Annotated in this window: 21 protein-coding genes and 1 tRNA gene; 12 read left to right on the top strand and 10 right to left on the bottom strand. The window is 62.5% G+C overall.

Going from position 1 to position 21780, the window contains the following annotated elements:
* Nucleotides 1-16 precede the first annotated feature (16 nt).
* Nucleotides 17-92, top strand: a tRNA-Lys gene (locus LC298_RS12665).
* 33 nt (nt 93-125) lie between these two features.
* On the opposite strand, the gene LC298_RS18035 is transcribed toward LC298_RS12665, so the two are convergent.
* The gene (locus LC298_RS18035; RefSeq protein ID WP_263289184.1) at nt 126-254 is read right to left on the bottom strand and encodes a hypothetical protein; all 129 of its coding nucleotides are present in this window, start codon (nt 252-254) and stop codon (nt 126-128) included.
* A gap of 71 nt (nt 255-325) precedes the next feature.
* On the opposite strand from LC298_RS18035, the gene LC298_RS12660 reads away from it, so the two are divergent.
* The 3 genes from LC298_RS12660 to LC298_RS12650 all read left to right on the top strand — a co-directional run bounded on the left by LC298_RS12660 (nt 326) and on the right by LC298_RS12650 (nt 2421).
* Entirely contained in the window at nt 326-1264 is a 939-nt protein-coding gene (locus LC298_RS12660; protein ID WP_131570157.1) for an endonuclease/exonuclease/phosphatase family protein, read from the top strand.
* A 56-nt stretch (nt 1265-1320) separates the two neighbouring features.
* On the top strand, nt 1321-1788 hold the full coding sequence (locus LC298_RS12655; protein WP_223385655.1) for a hypothetical protein: 468 nt from the start codon (nt 1321-1323) through the stop codon (nt 1786-1788).
* Nucleotides 1789-1899: 111 nt separating this feature from the next.
* Entirely contained in the window at nt 1900-2421 is a 522-nt protein-coding gene (locus tag LC298_RS12650; RefSeq protein ID WP_131570159.1) for a hypothetical protein, read from the top strand.
* Between the two features lie 34 nt (nt 2422-2455).
* Here the strand turns inward: LC298_RS12650 and pyrG are convergent, their stop codons facing one another.
* From pyrG to tpiA, 3 genes are all read right to left on the bottom strand, one after another.
* Nucleotides 2456-4084: a CTP synthase gene (gene pyrG / locus LC298_RS12645; RefSeq protein ID WP_131570161.1), complete on the bottom strand. Its 1629-nt coding sequence runs from the start codon at nt 4082-4084 to the stop codon at nt 2456-2458.
* Between the two features lie 95 nt (nt 4085-4179).
* Entirely contained in the window at nt 4180-4572 is a 393-nt protein-coding gene (gene secG, locus LC298_RS12640; protein ID WP_131570163.1) for a preprotein translocase subunit SecG, read from the bottom strand.
* A gap of 78 nt (nt 4573-4650) precedes the next feature.
* Nucleotides 4651-5412: a triose-phosphate isomerase gene (tpiA, locus tag LC298_RS12635; protein WP_131570165.1), complete on the bottom strand. Its 762-nt coding sequence runs from the start codon at nt 5410-5412 to the stop codon at nt 4651-4653.
* A gap of 134 nt (nt 5413-5546) precedes the next feature.
* Between tpiA and LC298_RS12630 the strand changes: the two genes are divergently transcribed.
* The 6 genes from LC298_RS12630 to lexA all read left to right on the top strand — a co-directional run bounded on the left by LC298_RS12630 (nt 5547) and on the right by lexA (nt 11811).
* A complete protein-coding gene (locus LC298_RS12630; protein WP_131570167.1) occupies nt 5547-7439 on the top strand; it encodes a peptidylprolyl isomerase in 1893 nt (630 codons plus the stop codon).
* A 10-nt stretch (nt 7440-7449) separates the two neighbouring features.
* Nucleotides 7450-8469: an anthranilate phosphoribosyltransferase gene (gene trpD, locus LC298_RS12625; protein ID WP_131570294.1), complete on the top strand. Its 1020-nt coding sequence runs from the start codon at nt 7450-7452 to the stop codon at nt 8467-8469.
* A 10-nt stretch (nt 8470-8479) separates the two neighbouring features.
* Nucleotides 8480-9298, top strand: coding sequence for an indole-3-glycerol phosphate synthase TrpC (gene trpC / locus LC298_RS12620; RefSeq protein WP_131570169.1), 819 nt, complete (start codon nt 8480-8482; stop codon nt 9296-9298).
* On the top strand, nt 9299-9805 hold the full coding sequence (moaC, locus tag LC298_RS12615) for a cyclic pyranopterin monophosphate synthase MoaC (protein WP_131570172.1): 507 nt from the start codon (nt 9299-9301) through the stop codon (nt 9803-9805).
* The gene (locus LC298_RS12610; protein WP_131570174.1) at nt 9802-11016 is read left to right on the top strand and encodes a molybdopterin molybdotransferase MoeA; all 1215 of its coding nucleotides are present in this window, start codon (nt 9802-9804) and stop codon (nt 11014-11016) included. Before moaC ends, LC298_RS12610 begins: the two co-directional genes overlap by 4 nt.
* An 84-nt stretch (nt 11017-11100) precedes the next feature.
* The gene (lexA, locus tag LC298_RS12605; protein ID WP_131570176.1) at nt 11101-11811 is read left to right on the top strand and encodes a transcriptional repressor LexA; all 711 of its coding nucleotides are present in this window, start codon (nt 11101-11103) and stop codon (nt 11809-11811) included.
* Here lexA and LC298_RS12600 read toward each other — a convergent pair.
* Nucleotides 11805-14210, bottom strand: coding sequence for a ComEC/Rec2 family competence protein (locus LC298_RS12600; protein ID WP_131570178.1), 2406 nt, complete (start codon nt 14208-14210; stop codon nt 11805-11807). The genes lexA and LC298_RS12600 overlap by 7 nt on opposite strands.
* A gap of 140 nt (nt 14211-14350) precedes the next feature.
* Here LC298_RS12600 and gltX point away from each other — a divergent pair, with 140 nt between their 5' ends.
* Entirely contained in the window at nt 14351-15772 is a 1422-nt protein-coding gene (gene gltX, locus LC298_RS12595; protein ID WP_131570188.1) for a glutamate--tRNA ligase, read from the top strand.
* Between the two features lie 182 nt (nt 15773-15954).
* Nucleotides 15955-17247, top strand: a complete 1293-nt coding sequence (gltA, locus tag LC298_RS12590; protein ID WP_131570190.1) for a citrate synthase — start codon at nt 15955-15957, stop codon at nt 17245-17247.
* A 46-nt stretch (nt 17248-17293) separates the two neighbouring features.
* Here the strand turns inward: gltA and LC298_RS12585 are convergent, their stop codons facing one another.
* From LC298_RS12585 to lpxD, 5 genes are read right to left on the bottom strand one after another with little or no spacing between them, the layout of a single operon-like run.
* Nucleotides 17294-18469 carry a lipid-A-disaccharide synthase gene (locus LC298_RS12585; protein ID WP_131570192.1) on the bottom strand — a complete coding sequence of 392 codons (1176 nt, stop codon included), beginning with the start codon at nt 18467-18469 and terminating at the stop codon, nt 17294-17296.
* A complete protein-coding gene (locus LC298_RS12580) occupies nt 18466-19356 on the bottom strand; it encodes an LpxI family protein (RefSeq protein WP_131570194.1) in 891 nt (296 codons plus the stop codon). Before LC298_RS12580 ends, LC298_RS12585 begins: the two co-directional genes overlap by 4 nt.
* 3 nt (nt 19357-19359) lie before the next feature.
* Nucleotides 19360-20196 carry an acyl-ACP--UDP-N-acetylglucosamine O-acyltransferase gene (gene lpxA, locus LC298_RS12575; protein WP_131570196.1) on the bottom strand — a complete coding sequence of 279 codons (837 nt, stop codon included), beginning with the start codon at nt 20194-20196 and terminating at the stop codon, nt 19360-19362.
* Between the two features lie 5 nt (nt 20197-20201).
* Nucleotides 20202-20681, bottom strand: coding sequence for a 3-hydroxyacyl-ACP dehydratase FabZ (fabZ, locus tag LC298_RS12570; protein ID WP_131570198.1), 480 nt, complete (start codon nt 20679-20681; stop codon nt 20202-20204).
* Between the two features lie 11 nt (nt 20682-20692).
* Complete coding sequence (gene lpxD, locus LC298_RS12565; RefSeq protein WP_131570200.1) at nt 20693-21766, bottom strand: UDP-3-O-(3-hydroxymyristoyl)glucosamine N-acyltransferase; 1074 nt, start codon at nt 21764-21766, stop codon at nt 20693-20695.
* Between the last annotated feature and the right edge of the window lie 14 nt (nt 21767-21780).

Raw genomic sequence — 21780 nt, 5'->3', positions numbered from 1 at the left:
CGCGCCCGCCGTCTGGGAGCGCGTAGCTCAGCTGGTAGAGCAACTGACTTTTAATCAGTAGGTCCAGGGTTCGAGCCCCTGCGCGCTCACCAATCGTTTCAAGCACCGTTCCCTTGCCGGACCGTTTAAACGCCTGACGAGCGTACAAGGCCGATGATCCAGCCGATGACCCATCGGGTCAGTTCGCCGCTGTTTTGCGTGTGGTCCCAGACAATGAGAATTGCCAGGGCGCCGATAGCAAGTAGCAACTTCATTCAATAATTGTACCATCGACCGCGCACTTGGAGAACCGACCGGCGGTTGCCGATCCGAAAAGGCATGAGCGATGCGAATCGCCACCTTCAACGTTCAGAATCTGCGCCTTCTCAGGGAGGATGGCCACGTGGCGATGCACGGCGCCCGGGACATGGACGTGCCGGACGACGGACGACCGTCCAGCGCCGCGCTCGACATGCTCGACCGCCGCCTCACGGCGGAGATCATCGCGCTTGCCAATGCTGACGTGATCGCGCTGCAGGAAGTATTCGACCGGGCCTCGCTCGATTATTTTCATGACCGGTTTCTGGTTCCGACAGGCACGGCGCCCTATCCGCATCGCATCTGCTTGCCCGGAAATGACGGACGCGGTTTCGATGTGGCGCTGATGAGCCGGCTTCCGCCGAGCGACATCAGGTCGCACGCTGCGACGACCGCGCGCGATCTGAAGCTTGAACCAGCCTCCGGCCGGTCGGCCGACGAGCCGGTCTTTCGGCGCGATTGCCTTGAAGCGTCGATTGGAGGCCTTACGCTGTTCATATGCCATTTCAAGGCGCCCTACCCCGACGCGGCGGATGCCTGGGAGACCCGCCGGCTGGAGGCGCTGGCGGTCCGGCGCATCATCGAGCAGCGGTTTCCGCATCCGGCCAACGCATACTGGATGATCCTCGGCGATCTGAACGAACCCCGGACCGAGGTGGCGGATGAACGCGCCATTGCGCCGCTGCTGGAGCATTTTGCGATCGACCTAGTGGAGCGGGTTCCGGCGGGCCGGCGCTGGTCGCATCATATGGCATCGGCTGGAATTTACTCCCGTCCGGATGCATTGCTGGCCTCACCGGCGCTTGCCAGGCTCAATCCGGAAGCGGAGCCGGCCTACTTCCGCCAGGGACTGCCGCACGTAGCCACGCGGTTCACCGGCAAGCGCCTGTCAGAGGTTGGAGTTGACCGTCCGCACGCCAGCGACCACGCCGCCCTCGCAGTGGAACTTTCGCTGCCGAACGGTTGACCTTCCCCTTACTGAAGGCGTTATCAGACGGCCTGAAAAGATGGGTGTCAGGTTCGATGATGGGAAAGATCAGCAGACTACCGGAATTCGGAATCGCGGTGTTCTCGTTTCTGCTGCATTTCGTGTGGGAATTTCTGCAGGTTCCGACATACGCCGGCATGGCAGAATTGAATCACTGGGATGGCGTCAAAGTCTGCACCTCCGCGACGTTCGGTGATGTCGGGTTTGCGCTCATCGCATTCTGGACAACCAGCGCGCTGGCACGATCGCGCCACTGGTATCTCCGGCCGAAAACCGCACAATTGCTGGTTTTTCTCGGTGTGGGAATCATGCTCACCGTCGGGTTCGAATACTACTACACGAATGTCAGCCTGCGCTGGACCTACTCGGAGCTCATGCCGCTCGTTCCACCCTTCGGCACCGGCCTGAGCCCGCTTTTGCAATGGCTGGCGATTCCGCCTCTGGTCGTCTGGCTGGCCCGCCGACATGTATGCGGAGAGAAAGGTCTGGAACGCGCGCCCTGATTGCAGCGAGGCTGTGACGAACGTGGGCGGCCGCGGAAAGGCGGTTCGTTAAGGTTTGCGCAAGGGAATCAGCTCCATGGTTAACTGATTGCAAACGCGGAATCCCAGAAAATGGTATCTCTAATCGCCTCATCCACTTCGGTTCGCATCAGCTACCAGACGCCACAGCCGGCGGTTGAGCCGTTGCAATCCGGCAAGGGCAAGAGCGGCGAGAGCGTTGGACACATGGCGAAGGCCGCGATTGCGGATGCGAATAACCCCGACCTGCCTTCAAATATTCAGGGCAAGGTCGCTTCGGCTATTGCGCGGTTTGGCAGTGACGTCGATCTCTCCCCACTGCTCGCGCCGGCGCCGCCGGAGGATGCGCCAACCGATGGACCGGAGACCGCCATTGAACCGGTATCCGGTGCGGGCGACCCAATTCCGCCCGGCGAAACCGGCGAGACATCCGGCAACGACGTGGGCGCGGCAGGAAACACCTCCGACCCAGCAGGCGCCGAGGAAGCGGCTGCCGACGGACAGTCGGGCACAGAACCCGAATTGGTGACCGCACTTTCAACCCTGTACTCGGAAAACGCCGCATCCACCGATCCGATAGCCGGAATCGAACAGCTTCTCGACGATCTGCCCTAGGGCAACCGCTCCGCTTCGGCCTGGGGCCGGCCTTCTAGACCAGCCTGCTCTGCTCCAGCGCGGCTTCTATGAAGCTGGAGAACAAGGGATGCGGTTCGAACGGCCTCGATTTCAGTTCGGGATGGTACTGAACGCCGATGAACCACGGATGGTCGGGGTATTCGATTGTCTCCGGCAGGACGCCATCGGGTGAAAGCCCGGAGAAGACCAGCCCGCAATCCTCAAGCCGCTGACGATAATCGATATTGACCTCGTAGCGATGACGATGGCGCTCCGAAATGTCCGTTTCGCCGTAGATGTCGGCTATACGCGTTCCCGCTTTGAGGTGCGCCTTGTAGGCGCCGAGACGCATGGTGCCGCCGAGATCTCCCGCTTGGGTGCGTTTCTCCAGCATGTTGCCTTTCAACCACTCGGTCATTAGGCCGACGATCGGCTCCTTTGACGGACCGAATTCCGTCGAACTGGCATTCTCGACGCCCGCCAGCGACCGGGCCGCTTCCACGACCGCCATCTGCATACCGAAACAGATGCCGAAATAGGGAACCTTGCGTTCGCGGGCGAATTTCGCCGCCGCGATCTTGCCTTCCGAACCCCGTTCGCCAAATCCGCCCGGCACCAGGATTCCGTGCACTTTCTCCAGATGCGGCGCCGGATCCTCGTTTTCGAAGACCTCCGACTCGATCCACTCGATGTCGACCTTGACCCGGTTGGCAATGCCGCCGTGATGCAGCGCCTCGATGAGCGATTTGTATGCGTCCTTGAGGCCGGTATATTTCCCGACCACCGCTATCGTGACCGTGCCTTCGGGATTGTGGATACGGTCGGAGACGTCCGTCCACACGCCCATGCGCGGCTGCGGCGCGGGATCGATGCCGAACGCGGCCAGAACCTCCTCGTCCAGCCCCTCTTCGTGATAGGCCTTGGGCACGTCGTAGATCGAGCTCACATCGAGCGCCTGTATGACCGCCGATTCGCGAACGTTGCAGAACAATGAGAGCTTCTTTCGCTCCGATTCAGGGATCGGGCGATCCGCGCGCACCAGCAGGATGTCGGGCGCGATGCCGATGGAGCGCAGTTCCTTGACCGAATGCTGCGTCGGCTTGGTTTTCAACTCGCCGGCAGCCGGAATGTAAGGCATCAGGGTCAGGTGCACATAGACTGCGTTGCCGCGCGGCAGGTCGTTGCCGAGCTGGCGAATCGCTTCCATGAAGGGCATCGCCTCGATATCGCCGACAGTGCCGCCGATTTCGCAGAGAACGAAATCGTAGCCTTCATTGCCCTCGATGACGAAATTCTTGATCTCGTCGGTGACGTGGGGAATCACCTGGACGGTCGCGCCGAGGTAATCGCCGCGGCGCTCCTTGGCGATGATGTTCTGGTAAATTCGGCCGGTGGTGATGTTGTCGTTCTGGTTGGCCGAACGTCCGGTGAACCGTTCGTAGTGGCCGAGATCGAGATCCGTTTCCGCACCGTCGTCCGTCACAAAAACCTCGCCATGCTGGTATGGCGACATCGTGCCGGGGTCGACGTTGAGATAGGGGTCGAGTTTCTTCAGCCGAACGCTGTAGCCGCGCGCCTGAAGAAGAGCGCCAAGCGCCGCGGAAGCAATGCCTTTTCCAAGCGAGGAAACCACGCCACCAGTGATGAATACATACCGTGCCATGGGACCTGACGGTTATCGGTTCGGTTTCAAATAGGCAAAGAAAAAAACACCCCGCATGGTTTTACCCACACGAGGCGCGATCTGTCTGTCTCAGGTCAGTTGTTCGGGACCGCCGGCGCTGCCGGTTGCTCGACGCCACCGGACTGCGGGGCCTCGTCCTGGCCGCCGAGAAGATCGAGGACGCCGCCCCCGGTGCGCTGCTCGCCGCTTTCACCTTGCTGAACCTGCGCGGGAACGCGATTGAGGATGTCGCTCGGGTTCTCGCCGTAGCGGGCGATGAGACCGAGCGCGATCGAGGTCAGGAAAAAGCCGGCGGCGAGAATCGATGTCGTGCGCGTCAGTGCGTCGGCAGCACGGCGCGCGGACATGAAGCCGCCGCCTCCGCCACCGCCGATACCAAGCGCCCCGCCTTCCGAACGCTGGAGCAGTACGACGCCGACGAGGGCAATGACGATCATGAGATGGATGACGATGAGAACGGTTTGCATGGTGCTGTCTTGATCTGGTTTTCGGCGTCTCTACACGTTCGATCGGGCGATTAGAAGCCCTGTTCGCCCGACCGCGGTCTAATCGGGTACGGCGTCACAAATGGCAAGGAAGTCGGCGGCTTTCAAGCTGGCGCCGCCGATAAGGCCGCCATCGACATTATCGATCGCGAAAATCTCCGCAGCGTTGCCCGATTTGACCGACCCGCCGTAGAGAATCCGAACTTTTCGGCCCTCGCCGCCGAACCGGGCTTCCATGCGATCGCGGATAAGCGCGTGAATAGCGGCGATGTCGTCGTTCGACGGGACGAGCCCAGTTCCAATCGCCCATACGGGTTCATAGGCGATGACCGTGTTGCCGGCCGTCATGTCGTCCGGGATAGAGCCGTCGAGTTGTGCCGAGGTCACACGCTCGGCCTCGCCATTTTCGCGCTGTTCGCGGGTTTCGCCGACGCAGATGATTGCGGTCACCCCTGCCCGCCAGGCTGCTGCCGCCTTATCGCGCACGGTCGCGTCCGTCTCGCCATGGTCGGTTCGGCGTTCCGAGTGCCCGACAATAACGGCGGACGCACCGGCATCGCGCAGCATCTCCGCCGAGACGTCGCCTGTATGCGCGCCGCTCTCCTTTGCGTGGCAATCCTGTCCGCCGATCTCCAGCACGGCGCCGCCGGCGGCATCGGCGGCACGCCCGATCAGGGTTGCCGGCACGCAGAGCATTGCATCGGCAACCGCTGATCCCGATGCTGACAAGCCCTCGACGATGGCGCGAACCTCGCCCAGCGCCGCGCCAGTACCGTTCATCTTCCAGTTTCCGGCGACCAGTGGTTTCACGCCCGGCGTCATTGCGGTTCCTTCCCTTCGGCAGTTGCGCTCGTGTTAGCGGTTTGCCGGCCGCAGGAAAAGGGTGGAGCCGCGCTTGCGTCGCTCAATAACCGCTCCTAAAACGTGCCGAGTACGAAATCAGGTCAATTCGCATCATGCTCGACAGTCTGCGCAAGTCATCGCGTTCGTGGGTCGCCAAGGCGCTCCTTCTCCTTCTGCTGGTCAGCTTCGCGGTCTGGGGTGTTTCCGGACAAATTCTTTCCGGCGGCACGGGCGATGCTGTCGTCACGGCCGGCGAGACGAAGGTGTCGGGTCTCGATTATCGTCTGGCCTACGACCGTCAACTCGCGATCTATTCCCGGCAACTCGGCGAACGGATCACGCGGGAGCAAGCCCGTCTGTTCGGTATCGACCGCCAGGTGCTGGGCCAGATGGTGGCGGGGGCGGTGCTCGACGAACAGTCGAGAGAGATGAATCTGGGACTGTCCAAGGACAGGCTTGCGACCCTGGTTGCCGAGGACGAGGCATTTCAGGGTGTGAACGGACAGTTCAGCCGCGAGAACTTCCGCCAGGTTCTGCGGAACGTCGGCATGACCGAAGACGGGTATATCAAGTCCCGCGAAGAGGTGGCGGTCCGCCAGCAGGTGATCGAGGCTGTGGCCGACGGCATCGCAGTGCCGGCCACGATGCTCGAGGCGATCGCACAGCACACCGGCGAGACTCGGGACGTACAGTATGTGACGGTCGGTGAACAGGCAATCGAGCCCGTCACGGCGCCCGACGACGCGACCCTGAAATCCTATTTCGAGGAGAACAAGGAGCGCTACCGCGCGCCTGAATACCGGACGATCAACTATGTTCGCCTGACGCCAGCGGAAATCGTTGAAGACGTAACCATCGACGACGATCAGCTCCGCGCCGATTACGAGGCGCGCAAGAGCCGCTATGCCACCGCCGAAACGAGAACGATCGAACAGCTGGTGTTCGCCGATGAGGCCAGCGCAACAGCCGCGCGTCAGCGCATTCTCGCTGGGGAGAGTTTCGAGGATGCGGTCGCCGAGGCCGGACGCACGATGGAAGACGTGTCGCTCGGAACGCTCGAAAAGTCAGACCTGCCCGACCAGGCGGTCGCGGAGGCCGCTTTTGCAATCGAAAGTGCAGGCGGCATCAGCGAAATCATTGACGGCGCATTCGGTCCGATCTTGCTGCGGGTCACGGAGATAAATCCGGCATCCGTGCAGCGATTCGAGGATGTTCGCGATGAAATTCGCCGCGAACTCGCCCTGGTCGAGGCGAATGACACGCTGCTCGATATCCATGATGCCTACGAGGACGCCCGGGCCGGGGGGCAAACCATGGAGGAGGCCGCATCGTCGCAAAGGCTGACGATGGAAACCATTCGGATGACCGATGCCGAGGGTCGCAACGAGTCCGGAGCGCCGATCACGTCGATAGAAGAGCAAGCCGAACTGATCGCGGCGGCATTCGAGGCCGAGACGGGCCTCGAGAATCCACCGATCAACGCCGGACAGACCGGGTTCGTCTGGTATGAAGTGGAAGATATCACCCCGGAGCGTGACCGCTCCTTCGAGGAAGTTCGCGATCGTGTCACCGCCGACTGGATTGCGGAGGAAACCGACCGGCAGGTCCGCGAGGTTGCCGAGGCTTATGCCGAGCGGTTCGTCGCCGGCGAAGAGTTGGCGGAAATCGCTGAAGCGGAGGGCCTTTCCCTTCAGTCGAAATTTGGCCTCCAGCGCACTGCGGACGATGCCGATTTCGGCAATCGGGGCGTTGCGGAAGTCTTCGACGGCGGGCCGGAGCACAGCGGCGTTTCTGCTGCGCCGACCGGCACTGCCTACAACGTCTTCAAGGTCACCGGCATCACCCAGCCATTGGGAGGGCCGGAGGCGCTGACGCCGCAGATGCGCGAAAACCTCGCGGCTGCCCTCAGCGACGACCTGCTCGATCAGATGGTGGCAAAGCTGCAGACCGTCTATCCGGTGGGAGTCGACCAGCGTGCAATCGAGCGCGCGCTGGCGACACAGTGACGACTTGCTGATGGAGGATCTGAAACCCTTTATCGCCAAGGCGGCTGACGGCGAGAGCCTGACCGCCGACGAAGCCCGCCGCGCCTTCAATGTCGTGATGTCCGGCAATGCGACACCATCGCAGATTGGCGGCTTTCTCCTGGCGCTCCGGGTGCGGGGCGAGACTATCGACGAGATCGTGGGCGCCGTCACGGTGATGCGCGAGAAGATGACACGCGTGGACGCGCCGGAGAACGCCATCGATATCGTCGGGACAGGCGGCGACAATTCCGGAAGCTACAACGTCTCCACCTGCGCCGCGATCATCGCGGCCGGGGCCGGGGCGACAATCGCCAAGCATGGCAACCGTTCGCTGTCTTCGAAATCCGGCTCCGCCGAGGCGCTCGCCGAACTCGGCCTCAACCTCGAGGCCTCCCCGCAAACGATCGCGAGATGTATCCGCGAGGGTGGACTGGGCTTCATGTTCGCGCCAATGCATCACGCGGCCATGCGCCATGTCGGTCCAAGCCGGGTCGAGCTCGGCACCCGGACGATCTTCAATCTGCTGGGTCCGCTTTCCAGCCCGGCGGGTGTCCGCCGACAGATCGTCGGCGTCTTCTCGCCCGAATGGGTGGAACCACTCGCCCATGTCCTGAAAGCGCTGGGATCCGAGCATGTCTGGGTTGTCCATGGCGCCGGACTGGACGAACTGACGACCGCCGGCGAGACGAAGATTGCGGAACTGAGCAACGGGTCGGTGAAGACCTTCACTCTGGAACCGGAGGATGTCGGACTTGAGCGGGTCACCATTGACCAGCTCAAGGGCGGCGACCCCGCGCACAACGCGGCAGCGTTGCGGGAGGTGCTTGGCGGTGCGCGCAATCCGTATCGAGACATCGCCTGCCTGAATGCGGCGGCGGGATTGGTCGTCGCCGGGCTCGCCGCCGATCTTGCCGAGGGCATCGCAAAGGCCGAGGCTTCCCTGGACGAAGGGCACGCCAGAACGGTCATCGAAAAGGTCGCCCGGCTTTCGCAAGAGAAACCGTCATGAGGGCTGGGCGATGACCGATATCCTCAAGAAGATTGAAGCCTACAAGCGTGAGGAGATAGCGGCTGCGAAAGCTGCCCTACCCTTGGCGGAGCTCGAGGCGCGCGCCGCCGGCATGCCGGAGCCCCGCGGCTTTCTGCGGGCGCTCAGAGCCAGGCAGGCGCGCGGAGACTATGGGCTGATCGCCGAGATCAAGAAAGCCAGCCCGTCGAAGGGGCTGATCCGCGAGGATTTTGATCCCCCGTCCCTCGCCCGCGCCTATGAATCCGGCGGGGCCGCCTGCCTGTCCGTCTTGACCGACCGTCCATCGTTTCAGGGGGCACCGGAATTCCTGACGGCCGCCCGTGACGCGTGCGGTCTTCCCGCCCTGCGCAAGGATTTCATGTTCGAGCCGTATCAAGTCTATGAGGCCCGCAGCTGGGGCGCCGACGCGATCCTGATCATCATGGCTTCGCTTACCGACAACGAGGCGCGCACACTCGAGGAAACCGCTTTTGGCCTCGGCATGGATGCCCTGATCGAAGTTCACGACGAAGCGGAGATGGAGCGTGCGCTTCGGCTCACCTCGCCGCTCATCGGCATCAACAACCGCAACCTCAGAACCTTCGACGTCGATCTCGCCGTCTCCGAGCGTCTTGCTCCAATGGCCAAAGGCGACAGGCTGATCGTGGGCGAAAGCGGTATCTTCTCGAATGCCGACTGCAACCGTCTGGCGGAGTCTGGCATCACCACCTTTCTGGTGGGCGAGAGCCTGATGCGGCAGAAGGACGTTGCCGCTGCGACATCCGAGCTGCTGCACGGCGCGGAAACCTCGAGCGAGAGGATCACCTGAATGGCGGACTCCGGGAAAGACCAGACGAACGCACTGACACATCTCGGCTCCGACGGCGCCGCCAACATGGTTGATGTCACGGCGAAGATCGATTCCACCCGCGAAGCCGTTGCCGAGGGGTTCGTCCGCACCACGCGCGAGACGCTTGACGCGATCCTCGCTGGCGACGCCAAAAAGGGCGACGTGATTTCCGCCGCACGCATCGCGGGGATCATGGCGGCCAAGAAAACCCACGAATTGATTCCGCTTTGCCACCCGCTTCTCCTGACCAAGGTCTCGGTCGAGATAGAAGCGGATCCGGATCTGCCGGGCTTCCGCATCGAGGCATTCGCACGGCTGAGCGGAAAGACCGGCGTTGAGATGGAGGCGTTGACCGCCGCCTCGGTCGCCTGCCTGACGATCTACGACATGGCCAAGGCGATCGATAAGGGGATGGAAATAGGTCCCGTACGCCTGTTGACCAAGTCCGGTGGGAAATCGGGTGACTGGTCGCGGAGCGCGGATTGATCTCGGTCGCCGAGGCACGAAGCCGGCTCCTGGATGGGGTCGAACCGCTCGAGGCGGAACGCATTGCCATCGACCGCGCCAACAACCGCATTCTGGCTGACGATCTGACCGCTCTGCGGACGCAGCCTCCCCTTCCCGTGTCCGCGATGGACGGTTACGCCGTGCGCGCGCTCGATATCGCGGGTGCGCCGGCTTCCTTGACTGTGATCGGGCAGGCCGCCGCTGGCCACCCGTTCGATGGAACGGTGAAGCAAGGTGAAACCGTCAGGATTTTCACCGGGGGTGTTGTCCCGGACGGTGCTGACACGATTCTCATTCAGGAAAACGCGACGGTTGTCGACGATGGAGCGATCACCGCAAACCAGAGCGAGACCAAGGGCCGGTTCATCCGGCCGGCAGGGCTGGATTTTTCGGAGGGCGAGCGGCTGCTGACCGCCGGCACACCGCTCGATGCAGGCGCCCTTTGCCTTGCCGCTGCGGCAAACCACCCGGACGTCTCGGTCGTGCGCATACCCAGGGTTGCCATTCTTGCGACCGGCGACGAATTGCTGCCGCCCGGATCGCAGCCGGGCCCCGGACAAATCATCGCCTCCAATTCCTACGGCGTTGCGGCGCTGGTACGTGAAGCGGGCGGCGAGACCACCGACCTCGGCATCGCCGCCGACACAAGAGAGGCGCTGTCCGACGCTCTCGACCGTGCGGTCGCGGCAAGGGCCGACGTCATCGTCACACTGGGCGGAGCCTCGGTTGGCGATCACGATCTGGTTCAGGAGACATTCGTCGCCAAAGGCATGACGCTGGATTTCTGGAAGATCGCGATGCGGCCGGGAAAGCCCCTCATGCTCGGCCGGCTCGACGGCATTCAGGTTTTGGGCCTCCCGGGAAATCCCGTCTCAAGCCTTGTCTGCACGCACCTGTTCCTCAAACCTCTCATCGCCCGTCTTGCCGGACGTTCGGCGGTGGAGTTGCGCATGAGCGCCCTGCTCGCGGAACCGCTCCCCGCCAATGACCGGCGGGAGGATTATCTGCGCGCCCTTGCGTGGCGCGACGGAGCCGGGAAGCTGCATGTTCGCGCATTCGACCGCCAGGATTCATCAATGATTCGGATCTTCGCGGAAGCCAACGTGCTGATCGCCAGACCGCCTCACGCGCCTGCCGCGGTCACAGGCGATGCGGTCGAGGTTGTAGTGCTCAAGCCTGCCACAATTTAAACGTTTGTTAAACGGTTGCAGAACACAAATAGAACAGATATACCCTGTTCAGGGTTTGTTTTATCTGATTCTTGAGGCACCGCCATGCTTACGCGCAAGCAACTCGAGCTTTTGATGTTCATCAATGAGCGTCTGAAAGAGAGCGGCGTTCCGCCATCTTTCGACGAGATGAAGGAGGCGCTCGATCTTGCCTCGAAGTCCGGCATTCACCGACTGATCATGGCGCTCGAGGAACGTGGCTTCATCCGCCGGCTGCCCAATCGTGCGCGCGCGCTGGAAGTGGTGAAGCTGCCCGACTGCCTGACGCCGAATGCACCGCCACGCGGATTTTCCCCGAGCGTCATCCAGGGAAGCCTCGGAAGGCCGCAGCATGCCCCTGCCCCTCGTCCTTCCGCCAATGACGACAACGGCGGGGTCGTCCCGGTCCCGGTCATGGGCAAGATCGCCGCGGGTGTTCCGATTTCCGCCATCGAGCACCAGACCAGGACGCTTTCGCTGCCGCCGGACATGATCGGAAATGGCGAACACTACGCGCTCGAGGTTGAAGGCGATTCGATGATCGATGCCGGCATCTTCGACGGCGACATGGCCGTGATCCGCAAAAGCGACACCGCCAATATGGGTGACATCGTCGTGGCCTTGGTGGACGACGAGGAAGCGACGCTCAAGCGTTTCCGCCGCAAGGGCGCGTCGATCGCGCTCGAAGCTGCAAACCCGGCCTATGAAACCCGCATCTTCGGGCCGGACCGGGTGCGCGTGCAGGGCAAGCTTGTCGGATTGATCCGGCGCTACTGACGTTTCGGACGCCATTCGGGAAGGTTGCGCGCCGCGCGTGAATAGCGGCGGTGGTCGAGCCATGGACGTTCAATCCCCGGCAGAGCGTGCTTGATCTTCAGATTGACGGTTCCGTCCGCGCCGGTCTTTGTAGTGATTTCCGCCGAGCCGCTCATGGCAAGCTGACGCGCCGAAATCACCGTTGCACCGGACGGGCAATAGGGCCATGCCGGCGCGCTGGCGAAGACGACCAGATCGAAGAACTTGCACGCCCTTGCCTGTTCATCGATCCATGCACGGATATCAACCGGATTTCCGTTCTCGCTTCTGTTCAGCGAGAGATAGCCGACACGCAGATCGTTCTGCCCCGGCTCGATCGTGGCTGTGCAGATATTTCTGCGGCAATCGACAAGTTCCGAAAGGTCCGGCTTTACCGTCGCGGACGATGCGTAGGCCGCGGTCCACTGTTCCAGAACGAAGGCGTTCGGGCGGCTGCGATTGACATGAAGGACTGTGGCGCCTGCATTCGTCTCAACAATCGCTAGTTGGCGCGCGTCTTCCGTGATTACCAGCGCGGGAGGCCGCTGCAGGGACCAGAGGCCGGCCGCGAGGACGAAGACCGGAAGGGCGGCCAGCCGGATGCGCGTCGAAAACAGGCATGAAATGACAAGCCCGACCGAAAAGAGAACCAGCGCCGCTGCCGGCATCTGTCCGGTTGCAACGGGTGGCGACAGGGACGCCACCCACTCGGCAATGCGGATCACGCGTTCGACCGACCATGCCATCGCGGCCAGCGGAAGCCCGTGCAGTCCGAAGGGCATTGCAATGACCGATATGATGGCGAGCGGCATGACAAGCAGGGAAACGAGCGGCATTGCAGCGAGGTTGGCGACAAGCCCGTAGGGAGCGATGCGGCCGAAATGATAGGAGGCGAATATTCCCGTCGCCAGGCCCGCGACGAGCGACGTCACTGCCAGCCCGAGCGCGAACTTCGTCAGCAATCCCGCCGCCCGGAACAGCAATCCACGCTCCTTCCTCGATCCCGCTTTCTGCGACCGTGCCCGGCGCACGTCCTGCCAGGCCGCATAGACTGCGATCAGGGCTGCGGTTGCGGCAAACGACATCTGGAACCCCGGGCCGAGGACCTCGTTCGGCGCGGTGACGATGATGAGGATCGCCGCCAGCGCGAGATTGCGCATTGTCACGGCGCTGCGGTCAAAAGTGAGCGCCAGCAGCATGATCGCCAGCATCGCGAACGAGCGTTGGGTCGCAACGCCAGCACCGGCGAGAAACAGGTAAAAGCCTGTCGCGGCCAACGCCAAGGCGGCGGCGTATTTCTTCACCGGACGGCGGGACGACCAGTTCGGCGCCAGAGCGAAACCGAAACGCAGAACCGACATCACCGTCGCGGCCACCAGCGCCATGTGCAGTCCCGAGATCGACAGAATATGCGCGAGGCCGGAAACGCGGAGCGCCTCGTTCACTTCGTCGGGTATCACCGACTTGTTTCCGGTAATCAGCGTCACCGAAACCGCTCCCGAGCGTCCGTCCACTGTCTCCGATATTGTCCGGCCGATCCCCTGCCGGAGCGTTTCGACAGCCAGCAAGGCCCGGCCGAACGCGGAAGGTCTCGTTTCTATCTCGGCCGCTTCAGGCGCGCCGACGAAGAACCCGTTCGCGCCATATCCGTCGAAATAGGCGTGAAATGCGAAATCGTAACCGCCGGGCCGGACCGGGCCGGATGGCGGGCTCAACCGGACAACCCCATGGATACCTCCGCCGACGACAAGTTCAGGCGAGACGCCGGATGCGGTCGCGCGCACCCGATCCGGAGAGAACCGCAGATGCGGGCGCTCCGTTTTCAGAACATCGATCGTGTAGCGCGTGCGCCCGTTGGCCCGTTCTTCGATGTTCACGATACGCCCGGTGACCCGTGTCGTGACCGACGCCCCCAGCATTTTGGTTCCGGCGCTTTTCGCCTGCAACTGGGCGATCGCCATTCCCGCCACCACAATGGTCAGCCCGAGAACGAGCCGTCGGAAGAAAATCGGGCCGCGCCGCGCCACCGACAGGACGAGCACGAGCAAGGCTAGTCCCGCGGGGATGCTTGCGGGGGCCGGTTCGCGCTCCAGCGCAAAGTAGAACAGCGCCCCCGAACCGAGAAACACGGGAGCGAACAGAAACGGCGTCCCGATCGCACCCTCATGACGGAGAGCGTGACCAATCGCCCGGATCGAGAAATACCGGAAAATCCCTCGAAAAGGCCGAAACCCTGCATACCGCGCCTTCGAGTACCGGCTGTGTTTCTCCGGCGCCGCGATCTGCGGCCGGTCCGCTCGGGACGAGTCGCTGTCGGGGGCAAAGAAAACACGCTCGTCGGCTATTTCGCCGCTGGTGCCGTCATCACCGCGCGCACTCATCGGGCGGAATCCGGAATCTCCGGCGCGACGCTGCCTGAGGGCCGGGCGCTTGCGCTCCCCCGCCCGTATGCTAGACGTGCGCCCGGTGCCGCAATATCCCGCCTGAGCGGCCCGAAACCCACGGACATCTGGAGCATGATATGACTGGCGAGGTCGTTACCCGTTTCGCCCCCTCCCCGACCGGCTTTCTGCACATCGGTGGCGCTCGCACAGCGCTTTTCAACTGGCTCTACGCCAAACACACCGGTGGCAAGATGCTGCTGCGCGTCGAGGATACCGACCGCGAACGCTCGTCGCAAGAAGCGGTCGACGCCATCCTGGAGGGCCTCAGATGGCTGGGCCTCGATTGGGACGGCGATCCGGTGTCCCAATATGAGCGCGCGGACCGCCACCGGGAGGTCGCGCTGCAATTGCTGGAGGCAGGCAGCGCTTATCGCTGTTATGCATCGCCGGACGAGCTCACCGCCATGCGGGAGCAGGCGCGAGCAGAGGGCCGGCCGCCGCGATACGACGGCCGGTGGCGGGACCGCGATCCCTCGGAGGCTCCGGAAGGTGTCAAGCCCGTCATCCGGATCAAGGCGCCGCGCGAAGGCGATACGCTCGTCAAGGATCACGTCCAGGGCGACGTCCGCTTCCCGAACAAGGACCTCGACGATTTCATCATCCTGCGTTCCGACGGCTCGCCGACCTACATGCACGCAGTCGTTGTCGACGACCACGACATGGGCGTTACGCACATTATTCGCGGCGACGACCATCTTACCAATGCAGCGCGGCAAACCATCATCTACCAGGCCATGGGATGGGACGTGCCCGATATGGCTCATATCCCGCTGATCCATGGCGCCGACGGCGCAAAGCTCTCCAAACGGCATGGCGCGCTCGGCGTCGAGGCCTACCGCGCGATGGGCTACCTGCCCGAAGCTCTGCGCAACTATCTCGCGCGGCTCGGCTGGAGCCACGGCGACGATGAGATCATGTCGACGGAAGACATGATCTCATGGTTCGACATAGCCGACGTCAACAAGGGCGCCGCCCGTTTCGACTTCGCCAAGCTGGAAGCCCTGAACGGTCATTACATCCGTGGGGCGGACGACGCCGATCTGCTCCGGCGGATCGAGGCGCTGCTTCCGCATATCCCGAACGGCGCCGCGCTCGCGGCGAAACTGGATGACACTGTCCGCGAAAAACTCCTTCAATCCATGCCCGGACTGAAGGAACGGGCAAAAACGCTGACGGAACTGATAGACAGCGCCGGATACCTGTTCTCGGAACGCCCGCTTTCACTCGACGAGAAAGCGTCGGCGATCCTGACCGACGAGGCGCGCGCTGTTCTGTCGAAAACAGCCGACCGTCTGGAGACGGTAGACCCGTGGACGGTGGAGACCGTCGAGTCGGCCGTTCGGGGGGTGGCCGAGGACGAGGGACTGAAGCTTGGAAAAGTCGCCCAGCCGGTCCGGGCGGCATTGACCGGTCGCAGCACCTCTCCTGGCGTGTTCGACGTGCTGGCGGTTCTGGGGCGCGACGAAGCAATCGGGCGCCTGCGTGATTGCGGGGGTTGACCTTGGTTGAACTTGCGGGAACCGGCCAATAATGCGATGCAGCATAAGGCTATCGGCTGGCTTGGCAGCGTGTCCCAAATCGTTTAGCAAGCTCACACTCCGATATCATCATATGAGTAATTTTGCGTTGCAATAAAACGTAGCGATTTCCGTGCGAATTTTCGATTCCGAAGGGAGACCTCATGTCTGAAAAAACCGCGAAGCTGTCACTCTCTTCCGAAGAGCATGAATTCAATGTTCGCGAAGGCACGATAGGACCGCGGGTCGTCGACATCTCATCACTCTACAAGGAGACGGGGGCCTTCACTTACGATCCCGGTTTCACGTCGACAGCGGCTTGCGAGTCCAAGATCACCTTCATCGACGGTGACAAGGGAACGCTTCTCCATCGGGGATATCCGATCGAACAACTGGCGGATCATGGTGATTTTCTGGAGGTCTGCTATCTCCTTCTCTACGGCGAACTGCCGACCAGGACGCAGAAGGAAGATTTCGATTACCGGGTGACGCGCCACACGATGGTGCATGAGCAGATGAACCGGTTCTTCACCGGCTTCCGTCGGGACGCTCATCCGATGGCGGTAATGTGCGGAACTGTCGGCGCCCTCTCGGCCTTCTACCACGACTCCACCGACATTTCGGACCCCCACCAGCGTATGGTGGCATCGATGCGAATGATTGCGAAGATGCCGACGATCGCCGCGATGGCGTACAAATACCATATCGGCCAGCCCTTCGTTTATCCGCAGAACGATCTCGATTACGCCTCCAACTTCCTGCGCATGTGCTTCGCGGTTCCCTGCGAGGAGTACAAGGTCAATCCTGTGCTCGCGCGTGCGATGGACCGGATCTTCATCCTGCACGCCGATCACGAGCAGAACGCGTCCACATCGACCGTGCGGCTCGCGGGTTCTTCGGGTGCAAATCCGTTCGCCTGTATCGCGGCGGGCATCGCCTGCCTCTGGGGTCCGGCGCATGGCGGCGCCAACGAGGCCGCACTCAACATGCTGTCGGAAATCGGCACGCCGGACCGCATTCCCGAGTTCGTCGCACGCGCCAAGGACAAGGACGATCCGTTCCGCCTGATGGGCTTCGGCCATCGCGTCTACAAGAACTACGATCCGCGTGCCAAGATCATGCAAAAGACCACGCATGAGGTTCTTGGGGAACTCGGCATCAAGGACGATCCGATGCTCGAGGTCGCGCTCGAACTGGAAAAGATGGCGCTGAACGACGACTATTTCATCGAGAAGAAGCTCTATCCGAACATCGACTTCTATTCCGGCATCACGCTGCGCGCGCTCGGCTTCCCGACCAACATGTTCACGGTGTTGTTCTCGGTCGCCCGCACCGTTGGCTGGATCGCCCAGTGGAAGGAGATGATCGAGGACCCGCACCAGCGGATTGGCCGTCCGCGCCAGCTCTACACCGGCGCTACCGAACGCGATTACCTGCCAATCGACAGGCGGTCCTGATTTGGCGTGACGGTCCAGCCGGATTTTCCGGCTGGACCGGACTTCCTCAGGCCATCTTTCCAATTGCGTTCAGAACGATTTCCGCCGCCTTCTCTCCCGGCGGCGTGTCGACCATCATGATATCCCGCACATCGGCAAATCCACGCCTCTGAAGGGTTGCGGCAATACTGTCTTCCGCGACCAGTTCTTCGATGCGCCGCGCCAGCATCCCCGGACGGATCATCTCGTTGATGTATTCCGGCACGATTGGCCGGTCGGAAATGATGTTCGGAAGCGCGGCCGACCACGTCGTGATCAGCGACAGAAACGGCTTCATGAGCGGATCGGTCCGGTAGCAGCTGATCACCGGAACGCCGGCGAGCGCCAGTTCCAGAACGACCGTTCCCGATGCCGCGAGCGCCACATCGGCATTGCGGAACGCCTCGAGCTTTTCATCCGGGGTGGTCGTGATCCGCGGCGCCACGCGCCAGGATGCAGTCCGGTTCCGGATTTCCCTCTCCAGCCGAGGCAGGGTCGGAATGTCGATCGCGATGTCGTTTCCCCGTTCATGCAACAAGTCCACGGCGGCCTCGAAGTCCGGCAGCAGCGAACTGACTTCCCCGCGCCTGGAGCCGGGCAGGACAACCAGCCTGAAACGGTTCCGGTCAGCACGTCCGCCATCCTGCTGTCTTTCCGCCCATACAGCGGCAAGTTTCGGGTCGATCGCCAGCGGATGGCCGACATAATGGGTTTCCGGGCCACTCAGTTGACGCATGACTTCGGGCTCGAATGGTAGGATTGCGAGAACATGATCGAAGGCGGCGCCCATCTTCCGCGCCCGGTCGGGGCGCCAGGCCCAGACGGTCGGGGCCACATATTTTATTAGGGGCGTATCCGGGAGCGCCTCTCTGACCCGCTGGCCGACGCGGTGCGAAAAGTCCGGACTGTCGACAAAGACGACAGCGTCCGGCCGCGCATTGATGATCGCCCTTGTGGTCTGCTGAATTCTGAGTATGAGGCGCGGCAAGGTGGCGATGACCGCCGAGACCCCGGTGATCGCGATCTCGGCCGGATCGAACACGCTCTCCAGACCCAACTCGCCAAGCCTGTGTCCGCCGACGCCGACCAGATCCGGGGGCTCTCCCGTACGGCGCGTAACCGCTTCCACGAGGTCCACAGCCAGGTTTTCGCCTGACTGCTCGCCGGCGACAATTGCCAGGGTCAGACGATTCTTCCCCGTCATGCGATCAACTGCCGCTTCAGGACGGCCTCCGGGTCGATTCCCAGTAGGGAAACCTGCAGCCTGTCCGCGGTCTCGCGCGTCTGGGAAAAATCCGCGACCAGTGCGTTGCCGGCATGGACTGCGACACAACGCAGGCCCGCCGCCGACGCGTTCTCTATGGTGGACACACCGATGGCCGGTAGATCGACGCGCTTGTCCTGTATCGGCTTCGCGAGCTTGACCAGCACGCCCCCACGACGCGATGGAAGACGCTTGAGCCGGCGAAGTTCACCGACGCGTTCGAGCATAAGATCGGTACCTTCCGCCCCTTCCAGCGCCACGATTCGCTTGCCCAGCGCCACGCAGGCCTGTCCGGCATCGATGGTTCCCAGCGCGACCGCTCCCTCGACGCCTGCGACAAGCGCCTCCTCGTCCGCGCGGGACGGTTTGGGTCCTGCGAGCAACCCGTTTTCGGCCAAGAGGTCGGGCACCAGTTCGTGGACCCCTCTCACCGTAAAACCAGCTTCCTCGATCATGTGCACGACACCCCGCAACAGGGAATCGTCCCCGGAGCGCAATTTCGGCAACATCCTCGCCGCCAGCCTGAGCGTCGTCCAGTCCGGTATGATTCGCCACAGGCTGGGGCGGCTCCGAACGCCGCCGATGAGGGTTACCACAGCCGGATTCACGCGTTTCAGCGCCGCGATCAGGCGGCCGGGATGTCCCGGAAAGATCGTTTCATTCGGATATCGACGAAGGGCGGGATCGGCCTCCCCCTCTATCGCCAGAATATACGGGTCCCGCCCTTCCCCGGATAGCTTTTCCGCAACGAAAACGGGCAACTGGCCATTTCCGGCTATGATCGCGACCCGGCCGCCAGACTGCCCCTCATGCACCCGCGGTTTCATGCCTCATATGCCGTCTTCCTGCCGCGCCCGGCGGTTCGTCAAAGGCGTGATGAACTTGCGTTTGCTGTCGGCGAGAACGAACCTGGCGAGATCGCAGACCGGAGCATTATCGGCGTAGTTCTCCAGTATCCGGGTGGCGTTCTCGCGCAATGTCCCGCCAGACTCGGCGAAAAGATCCTTGTAGGCGTGGCGCAGCGCGTTCATGTCCTGGCGCGTCATTCCCGAGCGTTTCATCCCGACCAGGTTCAGGCCCGCGAGATAGGCCCGGCTGCCAACGACCATCCCGTAGGGGATCACGTCGTTCACCACTGCGGCGATGCCGCCGATAAAGGCGTGGTGCCCGACCGTGCAGAACTGGTGAATGCCCGCCCCGCCGCCGATGATCACATAATCGCCGATCGTGGTGTGCCCGCCGATCATGACGTTGTTGGCGAATGTGACGTGGTTCCCGAGCACGCTGTCATGCGCGACATGGGAATAGGCCAGGAACATGCACTCGTCGCCAACCAGCGTCTCACCACGCGCGTTCGCCGTGCCGGTATGCATCGTGACGCCTTCGCGGATCGTGTTCTTGCGGCCGACAACGAGCTTGGTTTTTTCGCCCTTGTACGCAGTATTCTGCGGTTCGGTACCAAGCACGGCATGCGGGAAAATCCGGGTACCCGCTCCGATCGTCGTGCCGCCCGTGATGACAACGTGGCTCATCAACTCGCAATTGTCGCCGATGACGACGTGGGGCCCGATATGACAAAAGGGGCCGATGCGGACGTTGTTTCCGATTTCGGCGCCGCGCTCGACGAGCGCGGTCGGATGGATGTCCGGAATTGAGGTCGAGTCCACCAGTTTCAGCCTTCCGCGTCATCGGGCGAAAGCATGGCGGCGACTTCAGCCTCGGCAACCTTCTCCGAGCCAACCATGGCGACACATGCATACCGGCAGACCGTGCCGCGTTTCTTGACCAGTTTGACATGGTATTCGACCACGTCTCCCGGCACCACGGGGCGGCGGAACTTGGCGTTGTCGATCGTCATGAAATAGACGAGCGCCGGCTTGTCGAGACCAAGGGCGCGAATGCCGATGGCACCGGCCGTCTGCGCCATTCCCTCGATCATCAGCACGCCCGGCATGATCGGACGACCAGGGAAGTGACCCTGAAAATGGGGCTCGTTTGCCGTCACGTTCTTGATGCCGACAGCCGATTTGTCGGACTCGATATCGACGATGCGGTCGATCAGAAGGAACGGATACCGGTGCGGCAAAAGTTCCATGATCTCAAGGAGGTCAACGGATTCAAGCGTTGTGTCCGGGGCTGCCGTGCTGCTCATCGATCGGCCTGTCAGGTTTTGGTTTTCGGCTTCTTATCGGCGGTTACGAGTTTGCGCAACGTTGCCATCTCGCGGAAGAATTCCTTGAACGGTCGTGCCGGCGTTCCCGCCCATCGTTCGCCATCGGGGATATTGTTCATCACGCCGCTGGATGCAGCGATCTGAACGCCAGACCCGATTGTGACATGGTCCGAGATCCCGACGCCGCCCCCCAACATGCATCCGTCCCCCAATCTGACGCTTCCGGAAATTCCTGTCTGGGCGGCAATGACGCAATTCCGCCCGATCCACACGTTGTGAGCGATCTGCACGAGATTGTCGATCTTCGTGCCCTCACCGATCACCGTGTCATCGATGGCACCGCGGTCGACCGTCGTGTTGGCGCCGATCTCCACGCGGTTCTGCAGGATCACCCTGCCGAGTTGGGGAACTTTCAACAACCCGTCGGAACCGGGCACGAAGCCGAAACCCTCCGCACCGATCTGCGCGCCGGAGTGGATCACGACCCCGTCCCCGACAAGGGCATACTGGAGAACCGCAGCGGGACCGATCCTGCAGTCCCGGCCGATCTGGCAATGATCGGCAATCACAGCGTTCGCCCCGATCACGGTGTCCCGCCCGACGGCGGCGTGATCGCCGATCGCCGCGCCCGCCTCGATCACCGCTCCCTCCTTGATCGCCGCCAGCAAGGACACGGACGCAGTCGGATAGGCAGGGTTCAATCCCTCACTTGCACTTACCCGGGCCGGACCAAGACTTTCCGGGAACATGGCGGCCGCGATCTTGATGAATGCAGACTGAGGTGAGGCGACGACTATTTTCGCCGGAGGGGCGGGCATCGCCGCCAGAGTTCGCTCGGCGCAGAGGATCGCGCCGACCGACTGGAGCGAGACGATATCCGCAGCTTTGGCGTCCGGCTGAACAAAGGTCAGGCTTCCGCCCTTGGGATTTGTCAGCGAGGAAAGCACCGATATCGCCGAAGGAGCGGTCGTGCCCGCGACGGTCCGCCCGTCACAGAGATCGGCAATCTCATCAACGCTCAGCGCTTGGCGGGGCTCTAGAAAAATCGGGGAAAAGCCGGACAAGGAAAACAAGGGGC

It is taken from the genome of Oricola cellulosilytica (assembly GCF_019966575.1).
Classification (GTDB): Bacteria; Pseudomonadota; Alphaproteobacteria; order Rhizobiales; family Rhizobiaceae; genus Oricola; species Oricola cellulosilytica.
Note: the sequence above shows the minus strand (reverse complement) of the source record. Positions and strands in the feature narration are given on the sequence as shown.

What these genes read in the sequence shown, in the direction of transcription:
- LC298_RS18035 (WP_263289184.1), bottom strand. Translation starts at nt 254, where the DNA reads ATGAAGTTGCTACTTGCTATCGGCGCCCTGGCAATTCTCATTGTCTGG.
- LC298_RS12660 (WP_131570157.1), top strand. Translation starts at nt 326, where the DNA reads ATGCGAATCGCCACCTTCAACGTTCAGAATCTGCGCCTTCTCAGGGAG.
- LC298_RS12655 (WP_223385655.1), top strand. Translation starts at nt 1,321, where the DNA reads ATGATGGGAAAGATCAGCAGACTACCGGAATTCGGAATCGCGGTGTTC.
- LC298_RS12650 (WP_131570159.1), top strand. Translation starts at nt 1,900, where the DNA reads ATGGTATCTCTAATCGCCTCATCCACTTCGGTTCGCATCAGCTACCAG.
- pyrG (WP_131570161.1), bottom strand. Translation starts at nt 4,084, where the DNA reads ATGGCACGGTATGTATTCATCACTGGTGGCGTGGTTTCCTCGCTTGGA.
- secG (WP_131570163.1), bottom strand. Translation starts at nt 4,572, where the DNA reads ATGCAAACCGTTCTCATCGTCATCCATCTCATGATCGTCATTGCCCTC.
- tpiA (WP_131570165.1), bottom strand. Translation starts at nt 5,412, where the DNA reads ATGACGCCGGGCGTGAAACCACTGGTCGCCGGAAACTGGAAGATGAAC.
- LC298_RS12630 (WP_131570167.1), top strand. Translation starts at nt 5,547, where the DNA reads ATGCTCGACAGTCTGCGCAAGTCATCGCGTTCGTGGGTCGCCAAGGCG.
- trpD (WP_131570294.1), top strand. Translation starts at nt 7,450, where the DNA reads ATGGAGGATCTGAAACCCTTTATCGCCAAGGCGGCTGACGGCGAGAGC.
- trpC (WP_131570169.1), top strand. Translation starts at nt 8,480, where the DNA reads ATGACCGATATCCTCAAGAAGATTGAAGCCTACAAGCGTGAGGAGATA.
- moaC (WP_131570172.1), top strand. Translation starts at nt 9,299, where the DNA reads ATGGCGGACTCCGGGAAAGACCAGACGAACGCACTGACACATCTCGGC.
- lexA (WP_131570176.1), top strand. Translation starts at nt 11,101, where the DNA reads ATGCTTACGCGCAAGCAACTCGAGCTTTTGATGTTCATCAATGAGCGT.
- LC298_RS12600 (WP_131570178.1), bottom strand. Translation starts at nt 14,210, where the DNA reads ATGAGTGCGCGCGGTGATGACGGCACCAGCGGCGAAATAGCCGACGAG.
- gltX (WP_131570188.1), top strand. Translation starts at nt 14,351, where the DNA reads ATGACTGGCGAGGTCGTTACCCGTTTCGCCCCCTCCCCGACCGGCTTT.
- gltA (WP_131570190.1), top strand. Translation starts at nt 15,955, where the DNA reads ATGTCTGAAAAAACCGCGAAGCTGTCACTCTCTTCCGAAGAGCATGAA.
- LC298_RS12585 (WP_131570192.1), bottom strand. Translation starts at nt 18,469, where the DNA reads ATGACGGGGAAGAATCGTCTGACCCTGGCAATTGTCGCCGGCGAGCAG.
- LC298_RS12580 (WP_131570194.1), bottom strand. Translation starts at nt 19,356, where the DNA reads ATGAAACCGCGGGTGCATGAGGGGCAGTCTGGCGGCCGGGTCGCGATC.
- fabZ (WP_131570198.1), bottom strand. Translation starts at nt 20,681, where the DNA reads ATGAGCAGCACGGCAGCCCCGGACACAACGCTTGAATCCGTTGACCTC.